Origin of the sequence: Mycobacterium sp. AT1 (assembly GCF_002043095.1) — a bacterium.
Taxonomy (GTDB): Bacteria; Actinomycetota; Actinomycetes; order Mycobacteriales; family Mycobacteriaceae; genus Mycobacterium.
This window is the reverse complement of sequence record NZ_MVOC01000048.1, coordinates 54,414-71,475: the sequence shown is the minus strand read 5'-3', so window position 1 is coordinate 71,475 and position 17,062 is coordinate 54,414. Positions and strand designations below refer to the sequence as shown.

The window sequence follows — 17,062 nt, the reverse complement described above, 5'->3', positions numbered from 1 at the left end:
CACACGCACCGTCAGACGACGGCTGACGAGCGACCGTGAAGGATCCCCTCGATCCGATCCAAGAGCTCGTCAGGGTTGTCGCCGGTGGCGTCCTTCCACGCGACGAGCGCGTCGAGAAGGTTGCTTGGCTGCACGGTCAGTTGCAAACCCAGCAGAACCGTCTTGGTGTCGGGGTTCGAATCCGATGTCTCGTAGACGATCTCGACTTGCAAGGACTCGCCGCTGACCCCGTTGGGGACGATCTTTGGCGTGATGGTCCGGACGCGGTGGCGCGGAACCTCGGTCAGCAAGTCCTTGGGCGCGGCCGTGCGAATCGTCAACGCCGACGGGGAGAAGACAAGAATGCACCGCCGCCACATGCTGACGACGCTGAACATGATCACCGGCGTGACGATCAGCAACGCCAAGCCGACGTAGCGCACCCACGTTGGATTGTCGGGAGCGTTCCCCGCTGCGAGAGCAGAGATTCCAATCAGTGGGAGCAACACGAAACCGAACAATGCGTTCGACTCGAACCAGGGAATGTATCGGCAGACGAGTTCGTCCGGCCTTCGGGTGACACCTGCGCGGAAGATCCGCCGCCTGCCCAACATGATGACGATCGCCGCGCTGAACACGATCGCAGACCAGTACCACTGGATCCCGGTGGCCGTTGCCACCACCGCGAGCAGACCCGTGACACCACCGACGGCGAATCGTGCCACCCGTCTCATACGGCCCTTCGACTTGCTACCCGACATCGCTGACCTCGCGCACGCGATCCGGCGGAACGCCAGTTCGGACCGTCAGCCAGACGCCGTCCCGCTCCATTGGTGAACGGCGAAGGGCGGTCACCGTGAGCTGCGCGATGAGCGTCTCCTCTCCAGCCGTGACGATCCGCGATCGCGACGAGCCGTCGATCACGCCTCGCTCGTGGACGATCTCCATGTCGAGCGAACCAATGACGCCGGGGCCCTCGGTCGCCGCCACCAGTCCGCGCTGCACCTCTCGACATCCTGGCACTCCCTGCACCTGCTGGTCGACCAGCATGCCGAACACCTCACCCGCATCCAATACCGCCTCGACGCGATGCATCGTCAGCACCGCGTTGGCGCAGAACTCGTCGAAGCACGGATCGGTACGGCAAATCCAGACCCGGAACCCGACAGCCGAGTTCAACAGTGTCCAGCCCGGTTGCGCTCCAACGTCGACGACCAAACCGGGGAGCACGTCCGCCGGGTGCACGCCGACGCCGGACTCCTGCATGAACTCGTCGAATCGCATCGGCCCGCGCCTAGCCGGACCCGAACAGTGATTCCACGCCGTGGACGGCGCTGCCCACGGCGTCCGAGACAGGGTTCCAGGCCCACTCGACCGCCTTGGACGCACCCAAGGCCGTCGCCGCCCCGACCCCGGCGCCCACGACCAAACCAACCGCTGTTCCAGCCCCCGGGATCACCGATCCGATTGCCCCACCCGCGACGAGATCCGCCACGAAGCCACCGCCCACCGCACCCGCGTATAAGCCCGCGGCGGTCCCGGCACCCTCCCGCGTCACAGCCTCTGGCACCGAGTTGCCGTCGTGGACGTCGGACAAGACGGCGGGCACGGCGCTGGCCGCGGCGGTCAGCCCGCCGACGCGCGAGAAGCCCTTCAGCTCGACGCCGCCGATCTTCGGATCCTCCAGCCACTTCAGCAATCCCGGGTCGGCTTTGCCGGGCCCTGTTCCTGGCGATTGGTCGATCAGCCGCAGTGTCGTCTGACGTACGCCGTCTGCGGTGCCTCCTGCCACTGCACCCGCGGCCGTGATCGCTACGTCTCCCTTCGTCACCGTCGGAGGCTTGCCCTCCTCAGACGGTTTGCCTGCGTCCGGCTCGCCACCTGGCGCGGCGGCCGGCGCTTGACCCGTCACGGCGTTCATCGCCGCCTCGGCCGAAGCCATCGTGCCCACATAGGTGTTGCGAATGCCTTGCACGGAGCCCAGAGTCGTCCGCACCGCGGCGACCGCAGTGTCGTGCAAATGCTGGGGGTCCTGCTTATCGGCCTTCGCGCGGCTGATTGCGTCGTCGATTCCGTGCAGCAGGTTGTCCAGCCCGGCGATGTCACCGTCGGAGGTCCGCTGCGCCGTCGCCAACGCCGCCGCGACATCCTCCAAGTCGACTGCGATCTTCGCCAGTTGCGGCTTCTGCAGGTTCATGGTTGCGGCAGCCTGGGTTGCCTCGGGGGAGTCGTTGATCGGATGTTCGGTCCCGTTGCGCCGCCACCCTTTCTCGAAACGTTGTTTGGCAGAGACGAAATCGTCTTCGACCTCCGCGACACAACCTGCGGCGGCGTGATAGGCGTCGGCCTGGGCGTTGATCGCATCTGCGTCACCGGCTTGAAGTTCGTCGTTCACCTGCCACGGATCACCGCCAGCCGCACTGGTCAATTCACCGGCGGAGAAGTTGACGAATCCCGTTGGCTGCGGCATCAGACCGAGTCAATACGAGCTTCGGTCGCCCGAAGGTACTCGGCTCCAGAGGCGTCCTGAGCCGTGAATTCATCTGCCGCAGAACGACTCTTGTCACTGATTCCGGTCAGCGACCGGTGGTGTTCTCGCAACCGCTCGACGTGCGACTGGTGAGCCGTCGCGAGTGCCCCGTGAAATGCATGGGCTGCGGGAAAGTCACCGAACATCCCCGCTGTCGGGCTCTTGGATTCGAGATTGCCGGCGCCGGACAACGCGATCCCGGCCGCATCGACGCACCGGTCTGCACCGGCATGCAGATGCGTCACGTCCACTTCCAGACTGTGCGCGACCATTGGCTTGCTCCTTCCCGCAGCAACCCAAAAAGCCTCTCACCTCGGGCCAGTCAATTTGCCGGGACGTTGCTGGCAATCAGCTGTCAGACCGACGGTGACGTGGGACTATTCACCTTCGGCGAGCTGAAACTCGATCATCGCGGCGACGGTTTCGACGGCGTCCCGCAATGCGTCCAACCGCTTGGCCGCAGAGGGTGCCGCGAGCACCGCATACCGGTCGGCTTGGCCCATCGGTACGCGGGACGACAACGCGTACAACCGCTTTCCGGCGTCGTCTCCGGGCTCCGGCTCGCCGAGCAGTTCGGAACGCGACGGAAGTGTCGCCTCCTGCGCGGCGGCGACCCGTTCGAAGATCGCCATCAGACGGTCCTCCACCGCGGCGATGTCGTCACCGGTGATCGTCGGACCCGGCTCGTCGGGCCACACCTCGACGTCGGCGCGCGGGTACGGGTCGTCGTCGAGCCACGACGTCACGCGGATCCGCTGGCGCATCTCGCATGCCAAGAGGTAACGGCCCTCACCAAGGTCCTGATAGTCCACGATGTGCGCCATCGAGCCCACGTCGCATCGGGCGTCCTCGCCGCCGACCTCACGCCCAGCGGCGATCAGGACGACGCCGAACTCACGTGCACCGTTCAGGCATTCGCGGACCAGCGCGCCATAGCGGGGCTCGAAGATGCGTAGCGGCAGATCTTCACCCGGCAGGCGCACGGACTCCAGCGGGAACATCGGGCTGATCGTCACAGGTGTCGGTTACCCGCCCGCGAAGCTACAGAACCAGCTCGGCGATGAGCGCGTCGACGACGGCCTTCAGATTGCCGTCGTTGTCATCGGCGACCTGCCGCTGGCGCTGATACGACGCGCCCGTCTGGTAGATGCTGGACACCTGCGCCAACTCGTCGGCGCAGCCCAAAGACCTCGCCACCGGTTCCAACTTGTTCAGCAGGTCGTCGAGATCCTCGGTGACCAGACGCTCGTTGCTGTCCTCGTCGAGAATGATGACCGCGTCGAGGCCGTATCGCGCGGCCCGCCACTTGTTCTCCTGCACGTGCCACGGCGGCATCGTCGGCAGGTGTTCGCCTGCGTCGAGGCGGCGGTCCAGGTCGACGATCAAGCAGTGGGTCAACGCCACCAACGCACCGAGTTCGGCGATGTTGGAGATTCCGTCGAAGATGCGCACCTCGATGGTGCCCAGATGAGGCGAAGGCCTTATGTCCCAACGGATTTCGTTCATGTGATCGATGATGCCGGTCTTCTTCTGATCATGAACGAACTGCTCGAACTGCGACCACTCCTGGAAGTGGAAGGGCAGGCCGGCGGTCGGCAACTGCTGGAACATCATCGCTCGGTTGCTGGCGTACCCGGTGTCGCCACCGTCCCAGTACGGCGACGAGGCCGAGAGCGCCAGCAGGTGCGGGTAGTGGTTCAGCAGCGAGGTGATGATCGGCATGACCTTGTGCGCAGAGGAAACCCCGACGTGCACGTGCACGCCCCAGATCAGCATCTGCCTGCCCCACCACTGAGTGCGCTTGATCAGCTCGGCGTAGCGCGGAGCGTCGGTCAACTGCTCGGCCGACCACTTGGCGAACGGATGGGTGCCCGCGCAAAACAGCTCCATCCCCCTGGCCCGCACGATCCGACGGGCCGGCGCGAGGGTCGCCCGCAGATCGTCCATCGCCTCATTCGCGTTGTCACAGATCCCCGTGACGACTTCGACGGTGTTGCGGAGCAATTCCTTGTGGACGTGCGGACTCTCGCCGATTTCGGCGATCACCGCCGCCGCTTCGTTGCTCAGCTCACGCGTCTCGCGGTCGACGAGCGCGAACTCCCACTCAACCCCGATGGTTGGCCGGGCCGACCCCTTGAAGTCGATCCGTTGGGGTCTCGGACCAACCGTCGACTCACTCGGGGGAAATGACACCGCACGCCACCCGCTTACCGGCGTCACCGGTGGCCATCGTCGTCTCGTCGGGGCCGGGCGTGCCGTTCACCTGCTGGTAGCGCTCCGGCGGGATGTTGGCGAAGTTGTCGGCCTTCTCGTGGATGATGATGGCCGTCTTGGTGCCGGCCTCCAGATCGGCTGCGGTGAAGGCGTCGGTGGTGGTCACCGACATCGCCGAACCGTCGGTGCGCACCTGCAACGACGAGAGATCGCCGCTGGCCGGATGCCCGGAGTGGCCGCCGACCTGGAAGTGCGCACCCGCGGAGTTGAAGTCGCCGGGCGCGCCGCCGGTCGGGGCGACCGAGGCCGGCTCGCACTTGCCCACCGAGTGGATGTGCATGCCGTGGAAACCGGGCGTCAGCTGGCCCGACGCGGTGGTCTTGACGGTGACCGTGGCGTACCCGCCGGAGAACACGAACTCCGCGGTTGCCACCGACGTGCCGTCCGCGGTCTTCAGGTCGGCGGTGAGCGTCTCGCCGGTCGTGGTCGTGGTGCCTTCGGCGCCCTCTCCTGCCTCGCCCGCGGCCGACGGGGGCGGCGAACCGGTCCACACCGGTGGAGTGGTTCCAGGCTGTGTGGCGACGGGCTCATACGGGGAGCACGCGGCCGCGATGGGAACGATGAGTGCCGCGGCGGCGAGAAGGCGGAGCGGGGCAGAGATCGGCATGCCGGAAAGCCTAACCGGTGACTGCCACGATCACGCCGGGCGGTTGTTCTGCGACCGCGGGTGTCCTGGGTTCAACGGCCGCGCCGAGTAGCGTGCCGATCTCGTCGGCGGCTTCCTTCTCCCCCGGCGCCTCGCCGAAGTACACGGTCGTCGCGGTGACGCCCTCCAGGGTGAGGTTCCCGGTCTCGGTGACGTTCCACTCCGCGTCGCGCAGTCGGGTGGCGGTCTGATCGGCCAGGCCGGCGATCTCGGAGGTGTTGAACACCCGGACGTCGGGCTTGGCGGCGGCCGGTTCGGAGGTCTCCGATGTCGGAGCCGTGGTGGTGGTCACGGTGGTGGTGGCACCCGACGAGCTGGCGTCGTCGTCGTCACCGGAGCCGAGGGCTTGGAAGCCAACCAACAGAAACACGACACCGAGAAACAGCAGCACCATGACCATGGCGCGCAGCGGCAACCCGGAGGAGTCTCGTTGATTCATCGCACTCACTGTATCGAGCCGCCCCCGAAGGGCGAAAACCGTTAGGTACCGATCACGTCACGTCGAAGCCGAGGCGGCGCGCGGCCCGGGCCTTTTGGCGACTGGCCCGCACGCGTCGGAGTCGCTTCACCAGCATGGGATCGACAGCGAGGGCTTCGGGACGGTCGACAAGTGCGTTGAGCACCTGGTAGTAGCGCGTCGCCGACATGGAGAAGAGTTCTTTGATCGCGTCTTCCTTGGAACCCGCGTACTTCCACCACTGCCGTTCGAACGCAAGGATGTCATGTTCGCGGCGGTTCAGGCCGTCGGCGAGAGCCTCGTCGTCCCCGGACTTTTCAGTCCGCGCAATGGCGCCGTCCATTTGCTCTGTGGACCCTTCCAAACACTCAAGACATTCCGGTGGTGACGGCCCACATTCAACCACGGCAGACCCGTTGGAGCCGTGACCCTTGCCCGCGAGTCGGCAGCCGAGAGCTCGCCCACTAATCTTCTCCGCATGGCCGTCGTACCCATCCGCATCGTGGGAGATCCCGTCCTGCACACTGCGACCAGTCCGATCCCCGTCGATGACGACGGGTCGTTGCCCGCAGAGCTGGCAGATCTCATCCAAGATCTATACGACACGATGGATGAAGCCAACGGTGTCGGGTTGGCCGCCAACCAGATCGGGGTCTCCAAGCGCGTGTTCGTCTACGACTGCGCCGACGAGCGCGGTCGCGCGACCCGCCGTCGTGGCGTGATCGTCAACCCGGTGCTCGAGACCTCCGAGGTGCCGGAGACGATGCCCGATCCCGACAACGACGACGAGGGTTGTCTGTCGGTTCCCGGCGAGTCGTTCCCGACGGGCCGGGCCAGTTGGGCGCGCGTGACGGGACTCGACGCCGACGGGACGCCCATCACGCTGGAGGGCAACGGCCTGTTTGCCCGGATGCTGCAGCACGAGACCGGACACCTCGACGGGTTCCTCTACGTCGACAAGTTGATCGGCAGGCACGCCCGTGCGGCGAAGCGGGCCGTGAAGTCCAACGGGTGGGGTGTGCCAGGGCTGTCGTGGACGCCGGGCGAGGATCCCGACCCGTTCGGACACTGATGTTCCACCGTGGTTGAGCTTCCGGAGGTCGGCACCAGGGTCAGCCTGCGCTACCGCCTGCCTGCGGGTTCGGTGCCGCCGATGAGCGACGCCGTCGGGCATCTGCGCGAGGTCGGACCGACGCTTCTGGTCGAGACCAAGGCCGGCGACGTGGTGACCGTCTCGACGGCCGACGTGGTGTCGATCAGGCCGCTGTCCACCGCGCCGGTACGCAATCGCGACATCCGCAACCTCGAACACGCAGCGGCGCTGGGCTGGCCCGGGGTCGAGCACGAGTGGCTCGACGGCTGGCTGCTGCGGTTCGGCCACGGCGTCACCAGGCGGGCGAACTCGGCGGTGCCGCTGCTGCCCACCCCCGGCGAGCACCTCGACGAGATCGCAAACTGGTACGCCGCCCGCGGAGCTCGGGCACTGCTCGCCGTGCCGGACCGGCTCTTCCGCCTCCCGACAGATAAGCCGACCGACGGCGAGAACGTGGTCATGGCACGGCAATTGACCGATGGCGCCGTCGGCGCATCACTGTGGGTGACGCCACGGCCGGACGACGCGTGGTTGCGCCTGCATCCCCGGCAGGTGCCAGTCGACGTGCTCACCGCGGTCGTCGACGGCGTCGTCGCGTTCGGGACCCTGGAGGACGCCGCGGTCGGTCGGGTGGCCGTCACCGCGGCGCCCGACGGCACCCGCTGGGCCGGGCTGTCATCGGTGCACGTCGCCGAGGATGCCCGCCGCCGGGGGCTCGCGCGAACGCTGTGCGACGGGCTGCTGGCATGGGCCTTCGAGCAGGGGGCGACCCGCGCCTACGTCCAAGTTTTGGCCGACAATGCCCCCGCGACCAGGCTCTACGAGTCGACGGGCTTCGGGGTGCACCACCGGTCCCGCTACGTGTCGCTAGGGTAACCGCGTGCGACTGGCCACCTGGAACGTCAACTCTATCCGCTCCCGAATCGATCGGGTCACCAGCTGGCTGGAGCGCGCCGACGTCGACGTGCTGGCCATGCAGGAAACCAAGTGCAAGGACGACCAGTTCCCGACGATGCCGTTCGCCGCGCTGGGCTACGAGGTGGCGCACGTCGGGCACAACCAGTGGAACGGCGTCGCGATCGCGTCGAGGGTCGGGCTCGACGACGTCGCGCTCGGCTTCGCGGGCCAGCCCGCGTTCAACGAGGCCGACGAGGCCAGGGCGATCGGCGCGACGTGCGGCGGAGTGCGGGTCTGGAGCCTGTACGTGCCCAACGGGCGCACGATCGAGGACCCGCACTATGCGTACAAGCTGGAATGGCTTGCCGCACTTGACGACACCGCCTCCGGCTGGCTGGCCGACGACCCGTCGACGCCGATCGCACTGGTCGGAGACTGGAACATCGCGCCGACCGACGACGACGTGTGGGACGTCGAGGTGTTCAAGGGCAGCACCCACGTCACCGAACAAGAGCGGGCGGCGTTCCGCTCCATCGAGAGTCGGTTCACCGACGTGGTCCGGCCGTTCACGCCGCCGCCGGGCAACTTCACCTACTGGGACTACACGCAGCTGAGATTCCCCAAGCGCCAAGGCATGCGCATCGACTTCATCCTCGGTTCGGCGGCGCTGGCCGCCCAGGTGAGCCACGCCGAGATCGCGCGCGACGAACGCAAGCCCGGCAAGAAGGGCACCCCCGCGCCGAGTGATCACGCACCGGTGTGGGTGGATCTCTCCGGATAGGTCACGCCGCGTTGTCGGCGCCCGCCTCCGAGCCGTAGCGGCCCGGGTTGAACAGCGACGCCGCCGCGCCGAGCAGCATCATCACCGCGGCGGCGATGAACACCACGCTCAGCCCGGAGTGGAACGGTTCGGTGATGAGCTGCGGGAAGAACGTCTTTCCGGTCAGCACGTCGGCGTTGACGCCTGGCTGGGTCAGCGCGCCCGACGGCCCGAGCAACTCACCCATCGGGTTGTAGCCGAGGAATGCCGCGAACAGGCTGCCGACCGGCGGGAGACTCGCCACGTCGTTGGCGACGGAGGACGAAACCCCTTGCGCCTGAAGCCCATTGCTCATCGCCGACGGCAAGGTGTTGGCCAGGCCGACGACCATCAGGGAGAAGAACACGCCGATCGACAGTGACGAGCCCGCGTTGAAGAACGTCGCACGCACGCCGGACGCCGCACCGCGCTGGGCGGCGGGCACGCTCGACATGATCGCCGCGGTGTTGGGGGCGGTGAAGATGCCGCCGCCAAGACCGTTGAGGAAGACCAACACCGCAAAGACCCAGTAGTCGAAGTTGACGGGGATCAGCACCAGCGCGATGAACGTCGCGGCCATCAGCAGCATGCCGCCGACGGTGAACGGCCGGGCGCCGAAGCGGTCCGACAGCGAGCCCGCGATGGGCCCGGCCACCAGGAAGCCGACGGTGATGGGCAGCAGATAGATGCCCGCCCACAGCGGGGTGGATTCGAAGCTGTAGCCGTGCAACGGAAGCCAGATGCCCTGCAGCCAGATGATGAGCATGAACTGCAGGCCGCCGCGACCCATCGACGACATCAAGCCGGCGAGGTTGCCCATGCCGAACGAGGCGGACTTGAACAGCCGGATGTCGACCATCGGCGAGTCCACGTGCAGCTCGATGAAGCAGAATGCCACCAGCAACAGCAGGCCAATTCCGATGGCGCCGAGCACCATTGGGTTGGTCCAGCCGGTGGTGTTGTCACCGTAGGGCTGGATGCCGTAAGTGATGCCTGCCAGCAGCACCGTCAGTCCGAGCCCGAAGGTCAGCGTGCCCGGCCAGTCCAACTTTCCTGGCGTGCGGGCACCGAGCTCGCGCAGCGACCGGATGCTCCAGATGGTGCCGAGGATGCCGATCGGCACGCCAACCCAGAAGATGGCCTTCCAGTGCCATTCGGACAGGAATCCGCCGATCAGCAGGCCGAGGAACGAGCCGGCGACGGCCGAGACCATGTTGACGCCGAGGGCCATGCCGCGCTGGTTGGCGGGGAACGCGTCGGTGAGGATCGCCGACGACGACGCCATCAGCATCGCGCCTCCGACGCCTTGCACCACGCGCCAGGCGATCAGCCACAGGGCGCCACCGCCGAGGTGGAACGGGTCGAACGACAGCGCGACCGCGGCGACGGTGAACACCACGAAGCCCCAGTTGTAGATCTTCACCCGGCCCAACATGTCGCCGAGCCGACCGAAGGGGACCACCAGCACCGCGGTGACCACCAGGTACCCCATCAGCATCCACAGCAAGTAGCTGACATTGCCGGGCGCCAGGGGGTTGAGCCCGATGCCGCGGAAGATCGCGGGCAGCGAGATCAGCACGATGGACGCGTTGATGGTCGCCAGCAGCGTGCCAAGTGTCGTGTTGGACAGCACAACCCACTTGTAGTGCGGGTGGTCGTGATCCATCCGACGCCGTCGGGTGGCGGTCTGGGCGAGCGCTTCGTCGGTCTTCGTCATCTCGATCTCAGTCGTCATCAGTTCGCTTCACGTATCGACAAATCGGTGCACGGAGCCGCCCCGGCGGCGACATCCGCTCCAGCGGGCCACATTGCCCAAAACACATATGTTAGCTATACAAAACATCTCGTGGCAATTCCTATTCCCACTCCCCTCGCGCACCGGCCAGATCCTGAGGTACGTTGACTTCCGTCCGCGCGGGAGCGCACGCAAGTGCGCTGAGAGGACGGCTAGGAACAAGCGCCGTCGACCGTATGAACCTGACCGGGTAATGCCGGCGTAGGGAGTGTCTGCGATGAATTCTGTTTCCGACCCCGTTTCCGTCACCTCCGGTGTCATCACCGGAAGCACGAAGGTCTACCGAGAATTGCCCGACGGGGGCCGAGTGCCCCTTCGCCGGGTCAACCTGACCAACGGCGAGCACCTCGACCTCTACGACACGTCCGGCCCGTACACCGACCCGACGGCCGTGATCGACCTGTCGGCCGGCCTGCCGGGGCGGCCCGGAGTGGTCGCCGACCGTGGCACCCAGCTGCAGCGGGCCCGCGCCGGCGAGGTCACCGCCGAAATGGCCTTCATCGCCGAACGCGAGGGCGTCCCGGCCGAGTTGGTCCGCGCCGAGGTGGCCGCAGGCCGAGCCGTGATCCCCGCCAACCACAACCACCCCGAGAGCGAGCCGATGATCATCGGCAAGGCCTTCGGGGTCAAGGTCAACGCCAACATCGGCAACTCGGCGGTGACGTCGTCCATCGCCGAAGAGGTCGAGAAGATGGTGTGGGCCACCCGCTGGGGTGCCGACACCATCATGGATCTGTCCACCGGCAGCGACATCCACGCGACCCGCGAGTGGATTCTGCGCAACTCGCCGGTTCCCGTCGGGACCGTTCCGCTGTACCAAGCCCTGGAGAAGGTCAACGGCGACCCGACCGCGCTGACGTGGGAAGCCTACCGCGACACCGTAATCGAGCAGTGCGAGCAGGGCGTCGACTACATGACCGTGCACGCGGGGGTGCTGCTGCGGCACATCCCGCTCACGGTGAACCGGGTGACGGGCATCGTCAGCCGAGGCGGGTCGATCATGGCGGCGTGGATGCTCGCCCGGCACACCGAGTCGTTCCTCTACACCCACTTCGCCGACCTCTGCGAGATCCTCGCCCGCTACGACGTGACGTTCTCCCTCGGTGACGGTTTGCGTCCCGGGTCGATCGCCGACGCCAACGACGAGGCGCAGTTCGCGGAGTTGCAGACCCTCGGCGAGCTGACCAAGATCGCGAAGTGCCATGGGGTCCAGGTGATGATCGAGGGTCCTGGCCACGTGCCGATGCAGAAGATCGTCGAGAACGTCCGGCTCGAGGAGGAGCTGTGCGAGGAGGCGCCGTTCTACACGCTCGGCCCGCTCACCACCGACATCGCGCCCGCCTACGACCACATCACCTCGGCGATCGGTGCGGCCGTCATCGCCCAGGCCGGCACGGCGATGCTCTGCTACGTCACCCCGAAGGAACACCTCGGGCTGCCCGACCGCAAGGACGTCAAGGACGGCGTCATCGCGTACCGAATTGCCGCTCACGCAGCCGATTTGGCCAAGGGACATCCCCGCGCCCAGCAGCGTGACGACGCCCTGTCGAAGGCGCGCTTCGAATTCCGCTGGCATGACCAGTTCGCCCTGTCGCTGGACCCGGACACCGCCCGTGAGTTCCACGACGAGACACTGCCCGCCGCGCCGGCGAAGACCGCGCACTTCTGCTCGATGTGCGGTCCCAAGTTCTGCTCGATGCGGATCAGCCACGACGTGCGGGACGCCCTAGATGCCCGAGAGAAGGGCATGGCTGCCAAATCCCAGGAGTTCGCCGACCACGGCAACCGCATCTATCTACCCTTGAGCACGTGAACTTCCTTCCGCTGACCCCGCCGGGGCAGGCCCCGCTGCGTGTGATGACCATCGCCGGATCCGATTCCGGTGGTGGCGCGGGCATTCAGGCCGACATGCGCACGTTCGCCCTGCTCGGCGTGCACGGCTGCGTGTCGGTCGCCGCCGTCACGGTGCAGAACTCGGTGGGCGTCAAGGCCTTTCACGAGATCCCCGTCGACGTGGTGGCCGGGCAGATCAGGGCCGTGGCCGAGGACATCGGCTTCCAGGCCGCCAAGACGGGCATGCTGGCGTCCTCGGAGATCATCGGCGCCGTCGCCGAGACGTGGGGCGACCTGTCCGCCGAGGGCTTGGCGCCACCGCTGGTCGTGGACCCGGTCTGCGCCTCGATGCACGGCGACCCGCTGCTGCATCCCTCGGCGCTGGACGCGATGCGCAACGAGCTCTTCCCGTTGGCCACGCTGGTCACCCCGAACCTCGACGAGGTGCTCCTCATCACCGGAATCGAGGTCGTGGACGCCACCACCCAGCGCGACGCGGCCAAGGCCCTTCATGCCCTCGGGCCGAAGTGGGCGCTGGTCAAGGGCGGGCACCTTCGGTCGTCGTCGCACAGCCCCGATCTTCTGTTCGACGGCACCGACTTTCACGAATTCGACGCCGAGCGCATCGACACCCCCCACGATCACGGCGCGGGTGACACGCTGGCCGCCGCAACGGCCACGGCGCTGGCCCACGGCTACTCGGTGCCAGATGCGGTGGCCTTCGGCAAGCGCTGGATCACCGAATGTCTGCGCGCCGCATACCCGTTGGGGCATGGGCACGGCCCGGTGTCGGCACTCTTCCGGCTCACCACGTGAGCTTCGAGGCCATCGCGGGCGTCACCCACGCACCGGCGGGTGAGGCCACCGGCATCGTCCTGCTTACCCACGGCGCGGGCGGCAATCGCGAGTCACCGATGCTCGTCAGGCTGTGCGACGAGTGGGCGACGCGCGGCTGGCTGGCGGTGCGCTACGACCTCCCGTTCCGTCGGCGTCGCCCCAAAGGTCCGCCGTCGGGCTCGGCGGCCTCCGATCAGGCCGGTGTCGGTGAGGCGGTTGCGTTGGCCCGCTCGCTGACCACGGGACCCGTGCTCGTCGGTGGCCATTCCTACGGTGGCCGGATGACCTCGATGGCAGTCGCCGACGGGCTGGCGGTCGACGTGCTGACGCTGTTCTCTTATCCGCTGCATCCGCCAGGCAAGCCCGAACGCGCACGCACCGAACACCTTCCCCGCATCACCGTTCCGACGGTGTTCACCCACGGCACCTCCGACCCGTTCGGCGCGATCGACGAAATTCGGTCGGCCGCGGCCCTTGTCGCGGGTCCCACCGAGGTCGTCGAGGTGACGGGTGCCCGCCACGACCTCGGCTCCAAGACGCTGAACGTCCCGGCGTTGGCCGTCGACGCCGCACTCCGGTCATTGCAGCCCTGATCCTGCTATCTTCCGGGGATGACCTGGCCGTCGGGAGACCCGAATCAGCCGCCTGCGTATCAGCACCCCGGTCCGCAGTACCCGCCGCCGCCACCTCTGCCCTATCAGCAGAATCCCTACGGTCCGCCGCCGGGGCAGTACGGCCAACCGCAGCCCGGTTACCCCTATGCCCCACCACCGAAGAAGTCGCGCAAGGGCCTCATCATCGGGCTGTCGGTGGCCGCCTTCCTGCTCGCCGCCTGCGTGGCGGGAGCCGCGGTGTTCTTCATCGTCGCCACCAAGGACAAGGTCATCGCCACCGATCTGGCCGTCGGCGATTGCCTCACCGAGATCCCGGACGCCTCGCTGGTCCAGTTGGTGCCCAAGACCGACTGCAGCAAGCCGCACGCCGGTGAGGCATACGCGGTCCTGACCATGCCCGACGGCGCCTACCCCGGTGAAGCGGTCATCACGGACTGGCAGAACAAGTGCCCCGCCGAACTCGAGTCGTACTCCCCGTCCGCCATGGAGGACTCGTCGGTCGGCGTGTTCGTGCTCTACCCCACCGCCGAGACCTGGGGTCAGGGCGACCGGGCCATCGTCTGCATCGCCACCACCGAGGACAAGCGCACCGGATCCATCAAGGGCTGAGTCCATAGTCGACATTTCGACATGGGAGGGCGGCGCCTGTGATGCTGCCCGTGACGCCATGACACGTTCGGTGACCAAATTCGAAAAATCCGGCTTACAGGCGCTGGCCTTGGCGGCCGGCGCCAATGAGGCACATCAGGAAGCGTTGCGCATAGCACGGATGATCGATGAACTTTCCGCGGACGCCCACGCGTCCGATGGGGGTGAGCCGGCTATGGACATCGATATGAGCACTAACTCTGTTGTCGCCGCCGATACCGGATACATGACCGACGACGCTGCTGCAAAGGCAGCCCAGGCCACCACTGGTTGACAATCCAGCACTTCTCACTTTTCCCGAACGCGGTATCGGCGATCTGCAATTGCCCTACGCGTTCAACAACGTGCTCCCCGCTGTTCCCGGGATGAGCGAGCCGGCCGGCATACCCGACATTCCACGCGGTCCGGTCGCCTCCGGAGGCATGCCGCCTTTGGTCATATCGCCTCTAGGAACGACGGCCCTTGGCCCCTTGGGGAGCGCGCCGACCATCCCCGTCACAGATCCAATCATCCTCCCCCGAAAGTAGGCTGCCGGAATGACGCATAGAGATTGGATAGTGAGCATCTATGCGGGCGCGGCGTTTGGCGGCGCCTTCTGGGCGGGTCTGCCGATCATGACGTCATTGTGGGAATCCGATCCACCACCCCACGCCACCCTCGCCACTGTCGTCACATCGCTCGTCGTTGGCCTTGCAGGAATAGCGCTGTTTCGTTTACCCCGCAGCACCAGTGCCCGACGGGTCGGCCTCGCAGTCAGCATCGGCGCGTTGATCGGGCTTCCGGTCCTGGGCTGGTTTGCGCTGTGGTGAACGAGCAGCGTGTCCCGGTACAACAACTACTCGGTTTAATTCTGGGAGCGATCTCCGCCGTTATCTACCCAGGGCTGTACACATTCTTGTTCTTGACGTGGATCATCCCCGGGGTGATCGCTCTCGTGCTGCAGATTAGCCCTCGTAGCCGTTCCCTCTCGGTGGGATTCGCCGCCGCGAGCCTGGGCTGGCTCTGCTATTACGTAGCGTTTTACGTCTATGTATTGGCGGCGGCCGCGCTGCGATGAATCTCGTCGACGAGTGGCTCCTTACATCGCCACCACCGAGGACAAGCGCACCGGATCGATCAAGGGCTGACGGCCGAACTGGCGTCGGCGGTACCTGAGGTACCGTCTTGCCATGACTTCGGAGCACTTTGACGCAGTCATCGTCGGAGCAGGGTTCGCGGGAATCGGCGCAGCCATTCAGCTCAAGCGCAACGGCGTCGACGACTTCGTCATCCTGGACCGCGAGGACGACCTCGGCGGCACCTGGTACGTCAACCACTATCCCGGCCTCGCCGTGGACGTGCCGACCACGACGTACTCGTACTTCTTCGAGCCCAACCCGAACTGGTCCCGCCTGTTCACCCCGGGCCCGGAGATCAAGCAGTACGCCGACGACGTCGCCGACAAGTACGACGTCCGCAAGCACATGCGCTTCAACACCACCGTCGAGGGTGCGCGCTGGGACGAGGACGCCAGCCACTGGCGGATCGCCCTGGCCGGCGGCACGACGCTGACCGCCCGCTACCTCGTCACCGCCACGGGATTCCTGTCCCAGCCCGCCATGCCCGACATTCCGGGCATCGCCGACTTCGCGGGCAAGGTCGTCCACACCGCCAAGTGGGAGGACGGCTTCGACCCCGAGGGACGCCGCATCGCGGTGATCGGCACCGGGGCCACCGCCGTGCAGTTGATCCCCGAACTCGCCAAGCAGGCCGCAGACGTCACGGTCTACCAGCGCACCCCCATCTGGGTGGTGCCGAAGATCGACGTGCGCTTCAGCGAGCGGACCAAGCGGATGTTCGCGCGAATCCCGTTGACTCAGCGCGTCCTTCGTTGGCTGACCGATTCGATCTACGAGGTGATGGTCTCCGTCGGAGTGCGGCACTACCGCACCTTCCGCGGCCGGTTCAACATCTCGGCCGCCGACCTGTCCCGACTGCATCGCTTCGCGGTGATCCGCGATCCCGACCTGCGTCGCAGGCTGACGCCGGATTACGACTTCGGCTGCAAGCGCCCGACCTTCTCCAACGGGTACTACCGCGCGTTCACCAAACCCCATGTGCACCTGCAGGACGCGGGCATCGACCACATCGTCGCCGACGGCATCGTCGGCAAGGACGGTACGAAGAACGTCGTCGACACCCTGGTGCTGGCGACCGGATTCGACCTGTGGGAGGCCAACTTCCCCGCCATCGAGATCATCGGCCGCGAGGGTCGGGATCTGGGAAAGTGGTGGCGCGACACCAGGTTCCAGGCCTACCAGGGTGTGTCGATGCCGTACTTCCCGAACTACCTGAGCCTGGCGAGCCCGTACGCATTCCTCGGACTGAACTTCTTCAACACGATGGAATACCAGATGCGGCTGATGGGCCGGCTGCTGACCGAGGTGAAGCGGCGCGGTGCGACGACGTTCGAGGTGACCGAGGAAGCCAACGCCGCGTTCCTCGACCGGATGACCGAGCTGCTCGGCGACTCCCTGTTCACCAACGGCAACTGCGGCAGCGCTCATTCGTACTACTTCAACCCGGCGGGTGAACCGACCCTGCTGCGTCCGTCGTCCACCGAGACGGCGATCAAGGAAGCATCCGAATTTCCGTTGACCGACTACCAGATTGCCTGACGA

20 protein-coding genes and 1 riboswitch are annotated in these 17,062 nt (G+C 66.5%); of the genes, 10 read left to right on the top strand and 10 right to left on the bottom strand.

The window, feature by feature from the left end:
• Positions 1 to 11 precede the first annotated feature (11 nt).
• The 9 genes from B1790_RS21880 to B1790_RS21840 form a co-directional block, all read right to left on the bottom strand.
• On the bottom strand, positions 12 to 740 hold the full coding sequence (locus tag B1790_RS21880; RefSeq protein WP_079925353.1) for a hypothetical protein: 729 nt from the start codon (positions 738 to 740) through the stop codon (positions 12 to 14).
• Positions 730 to 1,263 (bottom strand): hypothetical protein, encoded by a 534-nt coding sequence (locus tag B1790_RS21875; protein WP_233165260.1) that lies wholly within the window; start codon positions 1,261 to 1,263, stop codon positions 730 to 732. Before B1790_RS21875 ends, B1790_RS21880 begins: the two co-directional genes overlap by 11 nt.
• 10 nt (positions 1,264 to 1,273) lie before the next feature.
• A complete protein-coding gene (locus tag B1790_RS21870) occupies positions 1,274 to 2,449 on the bottom strand; it encodes a hypothetical protein (protein ID WP_233165259.1) in 1,176 nt (391 codons plus the stop codon).
• Complete coding sequence (locus B1790_RS21865; protein ID WP_079925349.1) at positions 2,449 to 2,781, bottom strand: DUF2563 family protein; 333 nt, start codon at positions 2,779 to 2,781, stop codon at positions 2,449 to 2,451. The genes B1790_RS21870 and B1790_RS21865 overlap by 1 nt, the downstream gene beginning before the upstream one ends.
• Positions 2,782 to 2,886: 105 nt before the next feature.
• Positions 2,887 to 3,510, bottom strand: a complete 624-nt coding sequence (locus B1790_RS21860) for an LON peptidase substrate-binding domain-containing protein (RefSeq protein ID WP_079925474.1) — start codon at positions 3,508 to 3,510, stop codon at positions 2,887 to 2,889.
• Between the two features lie 40 nt (positions 3,511 to 3,550).
• Positions 3,551 to 4,702 carry a glutamate--cysteine ligase gene (locus B1790_RS21855; protein ID WP_079925348.1) on the bottom strand — a complete coding sequence of 384 codons (1,152 nt, stop codon included), beginning with the start codon at positions 4,700 to 4,702 and terminating at the stop codon, positions 3,551 to 3,553.
• Positions 4,683 to 5,390 carry a superoxide dismutase family protein gene (locus B1790_RS21850; protein ID WP_079925347.1) on the bottom strand — a complete coding sequence of 236 codons (708 nt, stop codon included), beginning with the start codon at positions 5,388 to 5,390 and terminating at the stop codon, positions 4,683 to 4,685. Before B1790_RS21850 ends, B1790_RS21855 begins: the two co-directional genes overlap by 20 nt.
• Positions 5,391 to 5,400: 10 nt before the next feature.
• Positions 5,401 to 5,868 carry a LytR C-terminal domain-containing protein gene (locus tag B1790_RS21845; protein WP_079925346.1) on the bottom strand — a complete coding sequence of 156 codons (468 nt, stop codon included), beginning with the start codon at positions 5,866 to 5,868 and terminating at the stop codon, positions 5,401 to 5,403.
• 52 nt (positions 5,869 to 5,920) lie between these two features.
• Positions 5,921 to 6,229 carry a DUF3263 domain-containing protein gene (locus tag B1790_RS21840; RefSeq protein ID WP_056550817.1) on the bottom strand — a complete coding sequence of 103 codons (309 nt, stop codon included), beginning with the start codon at positions 6,227 to 6,229 and terminating at the stop codon, positions 5,921 to 5,923.
• Between the two features lie 135 nt (positions 6,230 to 6,364).
• Here B1790_RS21840 and B1790_RS21835 point away from each other — a divergent pair, with 135 nt between their 5' ends.
• From B1790_RS21835 to B1790_RS21825, 3 genes are read left to right on the top strand one after another with little or no spacing between them, the layout of a single operon-like run.
• Positions 6,365 to 6,958 carry a peptide deformylase gene (locus B1790_RS21835; protein WP_079925345.1) on the top strand — a complete coding sequence of 198 codons (594 nt, stop codon included), beginning with the start codon at positions 6,365 to 6,367 and terminating at the stop codon, positions 6,956 to 6,958.
• A gap of 9 nt (positions 6,959 to 6,967) precedes the next feature.
• Entirely contained in the window at positions 6,968 to 7,855 is an 888-nt protein-coding gene (locus tag B1790_RS21830; protein WP_079925344.1) for a GNAT family N-acetyltransferase, read from the top strand.
• A gap of 4 nt (positions 7,856 to 7,859) precedes the next feature.
• Positions 7,860 to 8,657 (top strand): exodeoxyribonuclease III, encoded by a 798-nt coding sequence (locus tag B1790_RS21825; protein WP_079925343.1) that lies wholly within the window; start codon positions 7,860 to 7,862, stop codon positions 8,655 to 8,657.
• Position 8,658: 1 nt separating this feature from the next.
• On the opposite strand, the gene B1790_RS21820 is transcribed toward B1790_RS21825, so the two are convergent.
• Complete coding sequence (locus B1790_RS21820) at positions 8,659 to 10,410, bottom strand: MFS transporter (protein ID WP_198952082.1); 1,752 nt, start codon at positions 10,408 to 10,410, stop codon at positions 8,659 to 8,661.
• Between the two features lie 169 nt (positions 10,411 to 10,579).
• Positions 10,580 to 10,695: riboswitch (TPP riboswitch) on the top strand.
• On the opposite strand from B1790_RS21820, the gene thiC reads away from it, so the two are divergent.
• From thiC to B1790_RS21780, 7 genes are all read left to right on the top strand, one after another.
• Positions 10,688 to 12,283: a phosphomethylpyrimidine synthase ThiC gene (gene thiC / locus B1790_RS21815; RefSeq protein WP_079925342.1), complete on the top strand. Its 1,596-nt coding sequence runs from the start codon at positions 10,688 to 10,690 to the stop codon at positions 12,281 to 12,283. Its footprint overlaps the riboswitch before it by 8 nt.
• Positions 12,280 to 13,119, top strand: a complete 840-nt coding sequence (gene thiD / locus B1790_RS21810; protein WP_142271444.1) for a bifunctional hydroxymethylpyrimidine kinase/phosphomethylpyrimidine kinase — start codon at positions 12,280 to 12,282, stop codon at positions 13,117 to 13,119. Before thiC ends, thiD begins: the two co-directional genes overlap by 4 nt.
• Positions 13,116 to 13,733 carry an alpha/beta family hydrolase gene (locus B1790_RS21805; RefSeq protein WP_079925341.1) on the top strand — a complete coding sequence of 206 codons (618 nt, stop codon included), beginning with the start codon at positions 13,116 to 13,118 and terminating at the stop codon, positions 13,731 to 13,733. Before thiD ends, B1790_RS21805 begins: the two co-directional genes overlap by 4 nt.
• Positions 13,734 to 13,751: 18 nt before the next feature.
• Complete coding sequence (locus B1790_RS21800; protein ID WP_079925340.1) at positions 13,752 to 14,363, top strand: septum formation family protein; 612 nt, start codon at positions 13,752 to 13,754, stop codon at positions 14,361 to 14,363.
• 70 nt (positions 14,364 to 14,433) lie between these two features.
• Positions 14,434 to 14,676 carry a hypothetical protein gene (locus B1790_RS21795; protein WP_079925339.1) on the top strand — a complete coding sequence of 81 codons (243 nt, stop codon included), beginning with the start codon at positions 14,434 to 14,436 and terminating at the stop codon, positions 14,674 to 14,676.
• Between the two features lie 283 nt (positions 14,677 to 14,959).
• Entirely contained in the window at positions 14,960 to 15,211 is a 252-nt protein-coding gene (locus B1790_RS21790; RefSeq protein ID WP_079925338.1) for a hypothetical protein, read from the top strand.
• Between the two features lie 360 nt (positions 15,212 to 15,571).
• Positions 15,572 to 17,059 (top strand): NAD(P)/FAD-dependent oxidoreductase, encoded by a 1,488-nt coding sequence (locus B1790_RS21780; RefSeq protein ID WP_079925336.1) that lies wholly within the window; start codon positions 15,572 to 15,574, stop codon positions 17,057 to 17,059.
• Positions 17,060 to 17,062: the final 3 nt, after the last annotated feature.